12 protein-coding genes are annotated in these 14,789 nt (G+C 68.8%); 6 read left to right on the top strand and 6 right to left on the bottom strand.

The window, feature by feature from the left end:
• Positions 1–86: 86 nt before the first annotated feature.
• Entirely contained in the window at positions 87–296 is a 210-nt protein-coding gene (locus AC1DFR_RS04135; RefSeq protein WP_028278246.1) for a hypothetical protein, read from the top strand.
• Here AC1DFR_RS04135 and trxA read toward each other — a convergent pair.
• From trxA to AC1DFR_RS04105, 6 genes are all read right to left on the bottom strand, one after another.
• The gene (gene trxA / locus AC1DFR_RS04130) at positions 293–721 is read right to left on the bottom strand and encodes a thioredoxin (protein WP_476872828.1); all 429 of its coding nucleotides are present in this window, start codon (positions 719–721) and stop codon (positions 293–295) included. The two genes, AC1DFR_RS04135 and trxA, sit on opposite strands and share 4 nt — an antisense overlap.
• Before the next feature lie 218 nt (positions 722–939).
• A complete protein-coding gene (gene rbfA / locus AC1DFR_RS04125; protein ID WP_018774499.1) occupies positions 940–1,449 on the bottom strand; it encodes a 30S ribosome-binding factor RbfA in 510 nt (169 codons plus the stop codon).
• A 291-nt stretch (positions 1,450–1,740) separates the two neighbouring features.
• On the bottom strand, positions 1,741–4,653 hold the full coding sequence (infB, locus tag AC1DFR_RS04120) for a translation initiation factor IF-2 (protein ID WP_223914021.1): 2,913 nt from the start codon (positions 4,651–4,653) through the stop codon (positions 1,741–1,743).
• A gap of 152 nt (positions 4,654–4,805) precedes the next feature.
• Positions 4,806–5,261: a YlxR family protein gene (locus AC1DFR_RS04115; RefSeq protein ID WP_476859050.1), complete on the bottom strand. Its 456-nt coding sequence runs from the start codon at positions 5,259–5,261 to the stop codon at positions 4,806–4,808.
• Between the two features lie 157 nt (positions 5,262–5,418).
• Positions 5,419–6,399: a transcription termination factor NusA gene (gene nusA, locus AC1DFR_RS04110; RefSeq protein WP_018774503.1), complete on the bottom strand. Its 981-nt coding sequence runs from the start codon at positions 6,397–6,399 to the stop codon at positions 5,419–5,421.
• Positions 6,399–7,016 (bottom strand): ribosome maturation factor RimP, encoded by a 618-nt coding sequence (locus AC1DFR_RS04105; protein WP_028277119.1) that lies wholly within the window; start codon positions 7,014–7,016, stop codon positions 6,399–6,401. Before AC1DFR_RS04105 ends, nusA begins: the two co-directional genes overlap by 1 nt.
• Before the next feature lie 87 nt (positions 7,017–7,103).
• Here AC1DFR_RS04105 and AC1DFR_RS04100 point away from each other — a divergent pair, with 87 nt between their 5' ends.
• The 5 genes from AC1DFR_RS04100 to fdhF all read left to right on the top strand — a co-directional run bounded on the left by AC1DFR_RS04100 (position 7,104) and on the right by fdhF (position 14,784).
• Positions 7,104–8,366 (top strand): ferritin-like domain-containing protein, encoded by a 1,263-nt coding sequence (locus AC1DFR_RS04100; RefSeq protein ID WP_476872783.1) that lies wholly within the window; start codon positions 7,104–7,106, stop codon positions 8,364–8,366.
• Between the two features lie 79 nt (positions 8,367–8,445).
• The gene (locus AC1DFR_RS04095) at positions 8,446–9,174 is read left to right on the top strand and encodes a VIT1/CCC1 transporter family protein (protein WP_223914023.1); all 729 of its coding nucleotides are present in this window, start codon (positions 8,446–8,448) and stop codon (positions 9,172–9,174) included.
• Positions 9,175–9,250: 76 nt separating this feature from the next.
• Positions 9,251–10,336, top strand: coding sequence for an aminoglycoside phosphotransferase family protein (locus AC1DFR_RS04090; protein WP_476872782.1), 1,086 nt, complete (start codon positions 9,251–9,253; stop codon positions 10,334–10,336).
• A gap of 84 nt (positions 10,337–10,420) precedes the next feature.
• Positions 10,421–12,121, top strand: a complete 1,701-nt coding sequence (locus AC1DFR_RS04085) for an NAD(P)H-dependent oxidoreductase subunit E (protein ID WP_476872781.1) — start codon at positions 10,421–10,423, stop codon at positions 12,119–12,121.
• Positions 12,109–14,784, top strand: a complete 2,676-nt coding sequence (fdhF, locus tag AC1DFR_RS04080; RefSeq protein WP_476872780.1) for a formate dehydrogenase subunit alpha — start codon at positions 12,109–12,111, stop codon at positions 14,782–14,784. The genes AC1DFR_RS04085 and fdhF overlap by 13 nt, the downstream gene beginning before the upstream one ends.
• The last annotated feature ends 5 nt before the right edge of the window (positions 14,785–14,789 follow it).

The following is a 14,789-nucleotide window of genomic DNA, read 5'->3' as shown; positions in this document are numbered from 1 at the left end:
TCACGGCGCTTCCAGGCTGGCCCACTGTCCTGGCGTCGGACCTGGCCCGACAGGGCGCCGTGGATTTCCAGCCGAGGGAGTACATCGTGTGGTGGCAAGACCTGCTGTGGGGTTTCTGGAATGGGTTGACGGCATGGATCGTCCTGATCGCCCATGTATTCGGGTTCTGGAGTGAATTCCCGTTCTATAACTCCGCCCGCGCGGGGAACTGGTACGACTTCGGCTACCTCCTGGGCATGGGATCTCCCGTGCTGGGCGGCGGGCTGGGAGCCCGAGGACGCTCAAGACGCCGCTAGGCGGACAGTGCGGCGTCGAGCCAGCTGCGAAGGGCGGCCGACGGCGGCGCACCGGCCTGGCGCGTTGCCACCGCGCCGTTCTTGATGACGAGCAGCGTCGGGATGGCCTGGATATCGAATCTCCGGGACAATCCCGGGGAGCTGTCGACGTCGACCTTCACCAGCTTGAACTTTCCAGCCCGCTCCACGGCCAGCTTGTCCAGCACCGGGCTGACCATTCGGCACGGCCCACACCACGCCGCCCAGAAATCGACGAGAACCGGAACGGTGGATTGCTCCGCGACAACCGGGAAGTCGGCGTCGGACGCCGCCACGATCCAGGCAAGGTCCCGGCCGCAGTTGCCGCAGCGCGGGTGCCCGGCAGCGGCCGCGGGAATCCGGTTGGTCTTCCCGCAGTGCGGGCATTTGGTCAGGCTGGACTCCACGGCACTCCGCCACCTTTGCGCATAACTGCGGTCCTTGATGCTTCTATATTCGTCAACCGTGGCGCAGCCGTCCACCTCCACGCCGCTCCCGGACAGACTCGAGGCGGTTTTCACCCGGATCCCGGGTCACCGGCAACGGCAGCTGGATCTTTACGAACGGATACGACAGCAGGGGCCGGATCCGTTACCGGTTCCGGCCCCTGCTGTTGAAGGCATTCCTACTTGTTGCGGTCCTCATCGATTGCGTCGTTGTCAATGAGGTCCAGGTCCTCTTCGTCAAAGTCGTCCTCGTCGAGCTCCACGTCCTGCGGAGTGTCACTCTTGTAAGGATCGGCGTCGCCGGCGTGCTTGGCACTTTCGGCAAGTGCGGCCACCTCGGCGTCGCGCTTCTTCGCCGCCCGGAGCAGCTCCTCAAGGTTCGAGGCGTTGACGGGGATCTGGTCAGCCACGAACTCGAGCGTCGGAGTCAGCCGCACGGTGATGTTCCGCCCGACTTCCTGCCGCAGCACGCCCTTGGCCTTCTCCAGCCCCTTGGCGGCGTCGGCCTGGGCCACTTCGTCACCGAACACGGTGTAGTAAACAGTTGCGTGCTGCAGGTCGTTGGTCACCCGCGAGTCGGTCACGGTGACGCCTTCCAGGCGGGGATCCTTCACCCTCCGGCCCAGCGCCTCAGCAACGACAACCTTAATCCGCTGCGCCAACTTGGCAGCCCGTGCGGGATCAGCCATTTCCACTCCTAAAAATTTGGATGTACGACGGCGCTGTAACGGCTGCCGTACACCAGTTGGGTTTTCATGCCACGCGCCTAAGGCGAGTCTACGACGGACTCCCGTTGGATTCTTCCGGCGGCCCTTTGGAGCCGTGGAGGGGGCCCGGGAGTGGCATCGGGCCTGCCGGAGCTGGGTGGCCGACGTMGTAAGACGTCGGCCACCCAGCGTAGGGGCGGGGCCCCTCTACGGCGGAAAAGTGCAGGGCCGCCGGAAAATCCAACGGCCCCGCACCTGTATTGCTAAACCAACCTAGACGCGCGGCTTCTCGCGCATCTCGAAGGTCTCGATGATGTCACCTTCGGTGATGTCGTTGAACGAGCCAAGACCGATACCACACTCGAAGTCCGTGCGGACCTCGGTTGCGTCGTCCTTGAAGCGCTTGAGCGTCTCAACGGTGAGGTTGTCACCGATGATCTTGCCGTCGCGGCTGATGCGGGCCTTGGCGTTGCGCCGGATAACACCGGAGCGGACGATCGAGCCTGCAATGTTGCCGAACTTGGAGGAACGGAACACTTCGCGGACCTCGGCGGTGCCAAGCTGGACCTCTTCGTACTCCGGCTTGAGCATGCCCTTGAGGGCTGCCTCGATGTCATCGATTGCTGCGTAGATGACGGAGTAGAAGCGCATGTCCACGCCTTCGCGGTCTGCCAGTTCGGCAACACGCTCGGCGGGCTTGACGTTGAAGCCGATGATGACGGCGCTGTCGACCGTTGCCAGGTTGACGTCGTTCTGCGTGATCGCACCGACACCGCGGTGGATGACGCGGAGCTGGACACCCTCGCCGACGTCGATCTTGAGCAGCGCGTCTTCGAGGGCTTCCACGGCACCGGACACGTCACCCTTGAGGATGAGGTTGAGGGTGTCGATCTTGCCATCGGCGACGGCCTGGTCGAAGTCTTCCAGGCTGATGCGCTTGCGGCGCTTGGCCAGGGCGGCGTTGCGGTCGGCCGCTTCACGCTTCTCGGCGATCTGGCGGGCGGTACGCTCGTCAGCGGTCACGAAGAAGGTGTCACCGGCGCGCGGGACGTTGGACAGACCCAGCACCTGCACGGGGCGGGACGGGCCGGCCTCGGTCAGGGCGCTGCCGTCGTCGTCGAACATCGCACGGACGCGGCCGTGGGCCGTGCCTGCCACGATGGTGTCGCCGACGTGCAGGGTACCGGACTGAACCAGGACGGTGGCCACGGAACCGCGGCCCTTGTCCAGGTTGGCTTCAATCGCGATACCGCGGGCGTCCTTGTTCGGGTTGGCGCGCATGTCCAGGGCAGCGTCTGCGGTGAGCAGAACGGCGCCGAGGAGCTCGTCGATGTTCAGGTTCTGGCGGGCAGAGACCTCCACGAACATGGTGTCGCCACCGTATTCTTCCGGAACCAGGCCGTACTCGGTCAGCTGGCCGCGGACCTTGTCCGGGTTGGCGCCTTCCTTGTCGATCTTGTTCACGGCCACGACGATCGGCACGTTGGCCGCCTGGGCGTGGTTGAGGGCTTCAACGGTCTGCGGCATGACGCCGTCGTCCGCTGCGACCACCAGGATGGCGATGTCAGTGACCTTCGCACCACGGGCACGCATGGCGGTGAACGCCTCGTGGCCCGGAGTGTCGATGAAGGTGATCTTGCGATCGATGCCTTCGTGGGCGTGGGTGACCTGGTAGGCACCGATGTGCTGCGTGATACCGCCGTGCTCGCCCGCCATAACGTCGGACTTGCGGATGGCATCGAGCAGTCGGGTCTTACCGTGGTCAACGTGACCCATGACGGTGACAACCGGAGGACGTGCCTCGAGGTCTTCATCGCCTTCGGCTTCCAGTTCGGCGTCGAAGTCGATGTCGAAGGTGGAGAGCAGCTCGCGCTCCTCGTCCTCCGGGGACACAACCTGGAGCTTGTAGCCAAGCTCCTCGCCGAGCAGGGCGAAGGTCTCTTCATCCAGCGACTGCGTGGCCGTTGCCATTTCGCCGAGGTGGAAGAGGACCGTCACCAGTGCTGCCGGGTTTGCCTCGATCTTGTCGGCAAAGTCCGTGATGGACGAGCCACGGCGAAGCCGGACTACGGTGTTGCCGTCGCCGCGGGGTACGCTCACGCCACCCAGCGACGGAGCGCTCATCTGCTCCAGTTCCTGACGCTTGGCACGCTTCGACTTGCGCTGCTTGCCACGGCCTGCGCCGCCCTTACCGAAGGCGCCCTGGGTGCCGCCGCGACCGCGACCGCCCTTACCAAAGCCACCACCGGCCGGAGCGCCGCCACCGGCACCGGGAGCACCGGTACCCGGAGCGCCACCCGGACGGCCCGGACCACGGCCTCCGCCGCCGGGACGGCCGGCACCAGCGGGTGCGGGACGTTCGGTGCGGTTAGGCATCATGCCGGGAGTCGGGCGGTTGCCGCCGGCTCCTGCCGGACGACCGGCGCCGGGAGCGCCGGCCGGACGCGGGGCGCCGGGGCGGGGGCCGCCTGCGCCTGCTGCCGGACGGGGACCACCCGGACGGGGGCCGCCAGCGCCTGCTGCGGGGCGCGGACCACCGGGGCGTTCACCCTCGGTGCGGCTTCCGCCCGGACGGGGCATTCCCTGGGAAGGAGCGAACGGGTTGTTGCCCGGACGCGAGGGACGTTCGTTGTCGCCGCCGCGGCCGCGGGGCATGCCCTGGGACGTGGCGAACGGGTTGTTGCCGGGACGGGGACCGCCCGGACGCGGTGCAGAACCACCCTGGCGTGCCGGAGCAGCCGGGGTTTCGGCCTTAGGGGCCGGACGCGCGCCGGGCTTGACGCCCGTCGACGGAGCGGCCGGGGCCTGGGCAGCGGGGGCTGCCGGAGCCTGGGCGGCGGGGGCTGCCGGAGCGGCGGGCGCGGCGGCAGGTGCCGCAGCGGCCGGAGCCGGAGCTTCAGCCTTGGGTGCTGCAGCCGCCGGCGCTGCGGGCGCAGCGGGGCCGGGTGCAGGCGCCGGACGGGTCGCTGCCGGGCTGGCAGATGCCTGGGGGGCGGACGCCGGAGCTTCGGACTTCGAAGCTGCGGGGGCGTCGGGGTAAGCGTTGCGCAGTTTCCGCACAACGGGAGCCTCGATTGTTGACGAGGCGGAGCGAACGAATTCGCCCAGTTCCTGCAGTTTGGTTACTGCATCTTTGGAAGTAATACCGAGCTCTTTAGCAAGCTCATGTACGCGGACCTTGGCCACATTTCTCCTGTCTCGGTCCGCACCGAGCCAGGCACGAACCGTCTACTTCTTACTGCGGGCCTCCGCCGCGAATGCAGCTGAAAGGCCCATTGCAGAGCGCAACAAAGTTGTCATCGTTGCGCACTCATCGCTGGGAACTCATCGGGTTTCCATCAGTTTTCTGACCCGCTTTCAGGTTGGACGGTTGTTGCTGCGGCCACCGGGGTGCCCACGGCTTCCGTGCCGGCAGTGATCCGGCGTTCAACATCGGCCGTACCGGCTGCGCCGTTGAGGGCGCGGCCGAACGCTCGACGTTTGACCGCCAGTGCCAGGCACTTTTCGCTGGGGTGCAGCCATGCTCCCCGGCCAGCCATCCGGCGTCGTTCATCCACTACGACGGCGGACGAACCACCGGCGCCGGCGACGAGCCGGAGTAACTCCGACCGCGATCCTTTTTGTCGGCATCCGATACAGGTGCGCTGCGGCTGATTCCCGAGGTGTTGCACATGTGCCACGTTCGAGTATCTTCCTGCCAGTACAGCTGCTTGGTGAATCACCGCGTCCCGGGAATCCGGGAAAAACCCAGACGCGCCAAAGACACACGGATACCGGCCGTTAGGCGCGGTCATGTCTATTCTAGCCCCTCCGGCGCCCGGGTCCCGAACCCAGGCATGCCGGTCAGCTTGGAAATCACGGCTAACCCGTGAGAGCGCACACAGGCCGCGGGCCGCGATGGCGGCCCGCAGCCCGTGTTCGTGCGCGTGTTCGTGCGCTTGCGCGTTTGCGCTATTTGCCGGTGTTGACGGCGGCGTCGGAGACGATGTCGATTCGCCATCCCGTGAGCTTGGCGGCGAGACGGGCGTTCTGGCCCTCTTTGCCGATGGCGAGGGAGAGCTGGTAGTCGGGAACGACCACCCGGGCCGAACGCGTCGCCTCGTCGGTGATTGTGACCGAATTCACGCGCGACGGCGAGAGGGCGCTGGCGATGAAGGTCGCAGGATCGTCGTTGTAGTCAACGATGTCGATCTTCTCGTCGTTCAGTTCAGTCATGACCGCCCGGACACGCGAACCCATTTCACCGATGCAGGCGCCCTTGGCGTTCACGCCGGGGGTGTTTGCCTTCACGGCGATCTTGGTGCGGTGGCCGGCTTCGCGGGCAAGCGCCACGATCTCGACCGAACGGTCCGCGATCTCGGGAACTTCGAGTTCGAAGAGCTTCCGGACGAGCCCGGGGTGGGAGCGCGACAGCGTGATGGACGGGCCCTTGGTGCCGCGGTGGACGTCGATCACGAAAGCGCGCAGCCGGTTACCGTGGATGTACTTCTCGCCGGGAACCTGCTCGGGCGGCGGCAGCAGTGCCTCCACCGTGCCCAGGTTCACCTGGATCATGTGCGGGTTGTTGCCCTGCTGGATGGTGCCGGCGACAAGCTCACCTTCACGGCCCTTGAACTGGCCCAGCACGTTGTCGTCCTCAGCGTCCCGGAGGCGCTGCAGGATGATCTGCCGTGCGGTGCTCGCCGCGATGCGTCCGAAGCCCGCGGGGGTGTCCTCGAACTCGCCGATCGGGGCGCCGTCGTCGTCGATCTCGGTGGCCCAGATGGTCACGTGGCCGCTCTTGCGGTCGAGCTCGGCCCGGGCCTTTTCGAAGGCGCCGGGGGTTTTGTGATAGGCCACGAGCAGTGCCTGCTCGATTGTTGGAATCAGGAGATCCAGCGGGATTTCACGCTCACGCTCCAGGAGTCTCAGTGCGCTCATGTCAATATCCATCAGGCCTCCTCAGAAGGTCCATTGTTTGCTTTTTCCAAGCCGGCCTCTTCGAGGTGGCTGAACTCTATCTCGACTTTTCCGCTGCGGATCCTGTCGAAAGGAAGCTTGACGGGTTCACCCTGTTTGGGCTTCATGCCCTTCTTGACGGCAATTTCCGGAACGAGGGTGACTCCCCCATCGTCCACGGACTGGACCCTGCCGGTGACGTTGTCGCCTTGGATCACGTTCACGTTGACCATCCGCCCGCGGGCGCGGTGCCAGTGCCGCTCCTCGGTCAGTGGACGGCCGACGCCGGGTGAAGAGACTTCGAGCTCATAGGGGCGCGCGTCCATGCTGGGGTCGTTGTCCAGGGTGTCCGAGAGGGTCTTGGAGATCTCGGCGATGACGTCGAGCCCGACGCCCCCGGTCTCCTCCTGCGGCAGGTCCACCACTACGTGGACCACCCGGTTGGCACCGGCGACATGGATGGATACGTCCTCCAGGTACAGCCGGTTCGCCAGCACTGCGGGTTCCAGGAGTGCGTGAAGGCGCTCGGCCTCGACATTTTGAACGGTTGCGGCTTCAGCCTTTCCCGTCCCGGTCCGGTCTGTTGAAGTCGTGGCTTCTGCGTTGGTCATGATGCCGGCCGCCTCCCGCTAGATGATGTTGTGTGTACTAGCCTAGCGATTTTCCGGGCGGCGTGGTGCACGCAGTTCCGGGCCGGCATGACAACATGGTCTGTTGTGAAAGACGACACCAGGGAAAAGCGATGGCAGGATCACTTTCCCCGGTCGCTCCCCCGCTATGCGCTTTTGGTGTGCCTCGCCCTGGTGGTGGTGAGCCTGGGCGTGGTCCTGACGCCGGCCAGGCCGCCGGAACCTGCGGCGCCGCCCTTTTCTGAGCAGGCGCGCGCCGCCGCACTGGCCGAAACCCGGCAACTGCTGGACGCCGGCAGCCAGCTTGGCACCGCGGCCCGGGCCGGTTCAAAAGACAGCCCGGCCGAGGGCGCGGATGGCCGTCCGGCCGCTGCCGGGAATCCCGCCATCGAGCGGACTGTGACCTTGCTGACACTCCAGGCGCAAGCGCTGCTGGCGCCCGGAGAAAGTCCTGCGGACCCGGCCGGCGCGGCTGCCGCCTCCGGCCGGGCAACGCCCCCGGCAGCGTCCTACGCCGCATCGACTCAGTCCGCTTCCGGAGCGCCCGACTCCGGGGCGTCCGCCGCACCTCTTCCGGCGACCGCAGCCGGGCTGGTGGCGGCCTTGGCAGACAGCGGCCGCCAGCGCCTCGCGGACGCTGCCAAGGCCGACGGCGGCATGGCACGGCTGTTGGCCGCCGTCGGCACCGCTCAGCTGCTGCAGGCGTCCGCCCTCGCCGCCGGCACCGGAACGGCGGCGCCGGCAGCCGACGTAACCTCGCCGCAGGTGTCCGGCACCTGCCCGTCGCCGTCCGCGACGGCGCCCTCCACAGAGGGTCCGGCCGCAGCAGAACGGTCCACAGCAGCGCAGCCCGAAGGAGAGCCATCCGCGGCCGCGTCCAGCCTCGGCGGCGCCCTGGCGTCGGCTGCGCGGACCGAGGCGCAGACCATCTACGGCTACCAGGTGGCGCTGACCCGGCTCGGTGGCGACGCGGCGAAATCCGCGGCCGAGGAACTGGCCCATCATGACGCGCTCCTTGGCGCCGTGGAATCCCTGAGCCGGCTGCATTGTTCCGCGGTGCCACCACGCGAGGCGGGCTACGCGCTGGAGCCGTCCTTCCTGGCCTCCCCCGCCGCCGGCCTCGGCGACCTGGAAGCCGCCGCCCTGCCGGTCTATGGCGACCTCGTGGCGCTGAGTGAGGGCGGGACCCGGCAGTGGGCCATCGCTGCCCTGTTCGGGTCTGCGAAGCGGGCGGTGCAGTGGGGTGCGGATTCCGGCGCCCTGCCGGGCCTGGACAGGGCCTCGATGCCGACGCGGCCGGCGGGCGAAACGCCGTCGCAGCCCGCAGGCTGAACGCCGGAGCAAGCCTCGGCTTATTTTGGTAAGCCTTGGAATACTGGCATGCCCCGGCGCCGGGTGATTTGCTGTAGGCATGGAAACGACCGGCGCCGCAACCCAGCACGAGAACGAGCCGCACCACAATGACATCGCACACCGCCTCAATTGGCTCCGCGCGGGCGTTCTGGGGGCCAATGACGGCATCGTCTCCGTCGCAGCGATCGTCGTCGGCGTCGCCGGCGCCACCACCGACACCGGAGCAATCCTGCTCGCGGGCGCCGCGGGCGTGGTGGGCGGCGCTATCTCGATGGCGCTCGGGGAATATGTCTCCGTCAGCAGCCAGAAGGACAGCCAGCACGCCTTGATCGAAAAGGAGCGCCGGGAACTGGAGGAACAGCCGGAGGAAGAGCTCGAGGAGCTCGCGGCGATCTACCAGGGCAAGGGCCTCAGCCCCGCGACCGCACGGACGGTGGCCAAGGAACTGACGGCGCACGACGCGCTCGGCGCGCACCTCTCAGCCGAACTCCATATTGACGAGACCGACATCGTGAGCCCCTGGCACGCGGCGTTCGCTTCTGCCATCGCGTTCCTCGCCGGTGCAATCCTGCCCATGCTGGCCATCCTGCTGCCGCCGGAAAGCATCAGGATTCCGCTGACCTTCGTGGCCGTGCTCGTGGCGTTGGCCGCCACCGGCGCCGTGGGCGCGTGGATTGGCGGCGGCTCAAAGCTCAAAGCAGCGATCCGCGTGGTGATTGGCGGCGCCGTTGCGCTGGTGGCAACGTTCGCGATCGGCAACGCGCTCGGCGCGAGCGGCATCGTCTAAAGGCCCCCCGGTCCCAGAGGAACCATCCGAGGCCCGCCAACGCGGCGGCGACCCCTCCGGCCCTACGATAGGTCCCGTGAACGCGATCCCAGACGTCCCCATCCCGCCTGATCTTTCCCGCCGGTACGCCCGTACCCCTGCGGGACGCACCTGGCTGGCGACACTTCCTGACCTGATCGGGCGATTCCTCGACCAGTGGGACCTGGAGCCGGATCTGGAACCGGGTGCCCTTCCCTGGAACGGGCACGGCGGCGTCGTCATTCCCGTGCGGCGCCGGGACGGGCAGGGGTCCCCGGGCAAGGGCGAGGCAGCCGTGCTGAAGCTGGCTTTTCCGCATGAGGAGGCCACCCGCGAACACCACGCCCTCGCCCTGTGGGGAGGTCACGGCGCCGTCAGGCTGCTGGCCGCCGACGCCGGTTCCTGCGCCCTGCTCCTCGAGCGCCTGGACGCCTGCCGCTCCCTCCTGGATGTCCCGCTGGACACGGCGGTGACCGCGTGGGGCGGCGTGGTCCGCCAGCTCAGCGTGGTCCCGGACAGCCGGCCGGAGTGGCGGGAAATCGACCACGTGGCGGCACGGGCCGAGCGGTGGAGCGATGAATTCCCGGAGGCGTGGGAACACCTCGGGCGGCCGTTCCCACGCTGGCTGCTCGAAGCGGCGCTGGAGGTCTGCCAGACCCGCGGCGCCGTGGGCCGGCGGTCCGGCAAAGACGTCCTGGTCCACGCGGACCTGCACTATTTGAACGTGCTGGCCCGGCCGGGCGTCCCGGACCCTGGAACCCGGAAGGAAACACCGCCGCTGGAGTACGCTGCGATTGATCCCCAGCCCATGATCGGGGAGGCGGAGTTCGCGGTGGCCCCGGTGCTGTGGAACAGGCTCCGGGAACTGCCGCAGCAGGATCCCGGGCGGGCCCTGTTCGCGCGGTGCGGGGATTTCAGTGCCGCAGCCGGGCTCGACGCCGAGGCCGCCCGGCAGTGGAGCCTGGCGCGCGAGGTTGAGAACGCCCTCTGGTATGCCTCGCAGCGCCACTATGACGGCGATCTGGCCCGATCGCTGTGGGTGGCGAGCACGCTGGCGGGCCGGACGCTTCCCGGCCTGCCCGCCCCGCAGGAACTGCCCGATCCGGGCCAGGACATGGCCCACTGGGCGGCGGACCAGCACTAGCCGCAGCCGGCTCCTTCAGCACTTGGCGATCCGGGGACTTTTGGCTCTTCCCCGACCGGGGGTGCCGGGGAGAAGGCTGGACACATGCACGAACCCCGTGGCGGGCGCTCAGCCGCCGAACCTGCCGGGCAGGAGGGTCGGGACAATGACGATCCTTTCCTCCGGTATGCCGCCCGCTTCGAGCGGCCCATCGTGGAGATCAAGAGTATGCTCCGCGGCTCCGTTACCTCCCCGGCCGAGATCGCCCGTGCGCTCGGCTTGCCCGCCGCAGCGGCCGAGGGACCGGCATCGTTTTTCGCCGACTTCTCCGCGCCGCACGGAACCCGGCACATCCGGGCATGCGGTGCAGCCGCCTGCTTCGCGGCGTCCGGCGGCAGGCACATGGCGGAAGTGGAAGCGGCGCTGGGAGTGGAGGCGGGGAGCCGAAGCGCGGACGGCGCCGTATCGCTCCAGGAAGTGCGCTGCCTGGGCTACTGCTTCGGCGGACCGGCAGCCATCGACGGCGAGGACGCGTGTGCAGGGCCCGACCTGGCGGCCCAATTGCAGGGGTCGTCACCGCGGAAGGCGCCGCCCATCCCGGTGTCCTGTGACAGTGCGTACGCTGTGGTGACCGCCGGGCTGCTGGGAGCCTCGACGCCATGGTCGGCCTGGCCCGGCGTCGTCGCCGCAGGAACACCTGAAGATGTCCTCAGCCAGGTCGAATCCGCCCGACTGAAGGGACGGGGCGGAGCCGGCTTCCGCGTCGCCGCCAAATGGCGGGCCGCACTGGAACACCCTGCACCGCGGGTGGTTGTGGCCAACGGTGATGAGGGCGACCCCGGTTCCTTTGCGGACCGCTTGCTCATGGAACAGGACCCGCACCGGGTGCTCGAAGGCCTCGCCCTGGCCTGCTTCGCTGTCCGCGCGGAAACCGGCGTCGTGTTTGTCCGCTCAGAGTATCCCCACGCCGTCGCCCGCCTGAAGGAAGCGCTGCTCGAGGCACGCGCTGCCGGGCACCTCGGCCCGGACGCGGGAGGCAGCGGATTCAGCCTGGAGATCCACGTAGCTGTTGGCGCGGGGTCGTATGTCTCCGGCGAGGAAACGGCCCTGTTGAACGGGCTCGAAGGCCTGCGCGGCGTCGTGCGGCCCCGCCCGCCGTTTCCCACCGCACGGGGGCTCCACGGACGGCCCACCGTAGTCAACAACGTGGAAACACTCAGTGCGGTGCCGTGGATAGTGCAGCACGGCGGAGCCGCATACGCCGCGATGGGGACCGCGGACGAGGCCGGCACGGTGGTCGCCTGCCTGTCCGAACGGTTTCTCCGGCCCGGCGCCTACGAGGTGGAGATCGGCACGCCGGTCCGGCGGATCGTGGAAGATCTCGGCGGCGGGCTTCGGGACGGGGCAGCGATGCGTGCACTGCAAATCGGCGGCCCCCTGGGCGGCTTCCTCGGCCCCGCCGACCTGGACGTGCCCCTGAGCGATACCGCCCTCACCAGCCGGGGAGCGGCCCTCGGCCACGCAGGGATCGTCGCCTTCGATGACAGGCTTTCGGGCGAGCAGGTGCTGCGGAACCTGTGGGACTTTGCGGCGGCGGAGAGCTGCGGGCAGTGCTCGCCCTGCCGGGTGGGGACATGGCGCGGCCGGGCCCTGTCGGAGCGGCCTGACGGGCCGGATATCCGCCGGGAACGCGGCGAGGTGCTGCGCACGATGGCGGCGGGCAGCCTGTGCGCTTTCGGCCGCCGGGTGCCGTCCGCGGTGTTAAGCCTCGCCCGCGTCTACGGCCTGGACGGATGGCCGTCGTGAAACTCGTTGTCGACGGCCGACTGGTCGAGGTCGCGGCCGGAGCCACGCTGCTCGATGCTGTGCGGGCGGCCGGCCTGGCCCTCCCGACGTTGTGCCACGATGACCGGCTCACCACCGTGGCCTCGTGCCGTACCTGCCTGGTCGACATCACCGGCCGGGGCCCGGCCGCCGCCTGCAGCACCCCGGCGGAGGACGGATTGCGCGTCGCCGTCGAGGCGTCCCGGGCGTTGCGGCGGGATGCCCTGCGGGCCATCGTCGCGGGGCTGCCGACCCGGGCGCTGGACGTCCCGGCCGACCGCAGCGAACTGGCCCGGCAATGCGCCGACTACGGGGTGACTGCCCCGTCTGGTGCCGTCACGCCGCCGGAGCGCGGACTTGACCACTCCCACCCGTACGTCAACCTTGACCGCGATCTCTGTATTGCCTGCGGGCGGTGTGTCCGCGCCTGCGCGGAGATCCAGGGCACGTTCGCCCTGACCCTCACGGGCCGCGGAGCCGGCACGGTGGTGGCGCCGGGCACCGGTGGTCCCTGGGCGGAGTCCGACTGTGTCTCGTGCGGGGCGTGCGTGGATACGTGTCCCACCGGCGCCCTGTCCGAGCCCGGGCTGCTCAACCTGCTGCCGATCGAACGGCAGACCCGGACCACCTGCGGGTATTGTGGCGTCGGCTGCACCCTGGAGGTCTCCACCCGTGACAACGTGATCATGACCGTCCGGCCCGCCGGTGAGGGCTCAGTGAATCGCGGCCACGCGTGTGTCAAGGGACGGTTCGCCCACGGGTTCCTGGGTTCAACAGACCGTCTGACAACCCCGCTGATCCGCAGGAACGGAACCCTGGCGCCCGCGTCGTGGGAGGCCGCAACGGGTTACGTGGCCGCCAGGCTTGCCGGGATCCGGGACGCGGACCCGGGCGGATTCGCCGTCATCTCCTCGGCCCGGGCCACCAACGAGGAGAACTATCTGGCCCAGAAATTCGCCCGGGCCGTCATGGGGACAAACAACGTGGACAACTGCGCCCGGCTCTGTCACGCCCCCTCGGCGGCCGGCCTGGCCGCCACGTTTGGCCTGGGCGGCGGCACGAATGCATTCGATGACCTCGACCGGTGCGACGTGATCCTCCTGGTTGGCGCGAATCCGACGGCGGCGCACCCCGTTGTCGGTTCACGGATCTTCCAGCGGGTCATGGACGACGCCCGCCTGGTGGTGGTGGATCCCCGGCGCACGTTCCTCGCCCGGCACGCCGACGTCCACCTGCGGCCCCGGCCGGGAACCAACGTGGCCGTGTTCAACGGCCTGGCCCACGTCCTGGTCCGCGAGGGGCTCCTGGACTCCGCCTTCCTTGATACCCACACCAACGGCTATGACGAGCTGCTCGGGTTGCTCGAGGACTACCCGCCGGAACGCGTAGCCGAAATCTCCGGTGTCCCGGCGCACGACCTCGTGCGCGCCGCCGTGATGTACGGTCAGGCGCTGGTCCCGGCAATCTTCTACGGACTCGGCGTGACCGAACACCGGCACGGCACGGACGGTGTCCGGACCCTGTCCAACCTGGCACTCCTGCGCGGTGCCGTCGGGCCGGGTGCCGGCGGTGGGGTGAACCCGCTGCGCGGGCAAAACAACGTCCAGGGTGCGTCTGACATGGGGGCTCTGCCTGACCTGCTGCCCGGCTACCAGAAGGTCTTGGACCCGGCAGCGCGGACCCGCTGCGCCGAGGCCTGGCGGGCCGATGTGCCGTCGCGGCCAGGGCTTCGGATCCCGCAGATGTTCGCGGCCGCCCGGGACGGGGCGTTGCAGGCGCTGTGGGTGATCGGGGAGGACGTGCTCGCCACCGATCCTGACAGCGCTTCGGTGCGGGCGGCCCTGGCTGCCTGCCCGCTGGTGATCTGCAACGATCTGTTCCTCTCCCCCACGGCCGCCGCAGCGGACGTCGTCTTTCCCGTGGCCGCCTGGCTCGAGAAGGACGGCACGTTCGTCAACTTCGACCGGCGCTTCCAGCGGGTCAGGGCCGCCGTGGCGCCCCCGGCCGGCGTCCGCACAGACTTCGCGGTGCTGCACGCCGTCGCGGCCGGCATGGGGGCGGACCTTGGATGCCCCACACCGGAGGAGGCCATGGCGGAGTGCGCCAGCCTGGCGCCGCTGTTCGGCGGAATATCCCACGCACGCCTGGACCGGGACGGCCCGCTGCATTGGCCGTGCGGGTCCGCCGTTTCCCCTGGAACACCTCGGCTCTATCAGGACCGGTTCGCCACCCCGGACGGTCTGGCACACCTGGCCGCGCGGCCGTACCTGCCGCCGGGCGAGCAGTGCGACGCGGCCTATCCGTACCTGCTCGTCACCGGGCGCAGGGCGGAGCATTACAACTCCGGCAGCATGACCCGCCGGACCGACAACCTGGTCCTGCTCCCCGACGAAACGATCGACGTCGAGCCCGGGGACGCGGCGGCGCTGGGACTGAATGATGGCGATACTGTCCGGCTGGACAGCCGGCATGGAATGGCGGTCCTGCGGCTCAGGATCACGGACGATGTGGAACCCGGTCAGGTGTTCGCGGGCTTCCATTTCCCCGGCGCAACAGTCAACAGCCTCACCTCTGCCGTGGAGGACGAGGTAACGGGGTGCCCTGAATACAAGGTGACCGCGGTCCGCATCTCCGCGCACGCGTAACTCGC

The organism is Arthrobacter sp. 05T410, from assembly GCF_056396505.1.
The sequence above is the reverse complement of the archived record's forward strand: the minus strand, read 5'-3'. Positions and strand labels throughout refer to the sequence as shown.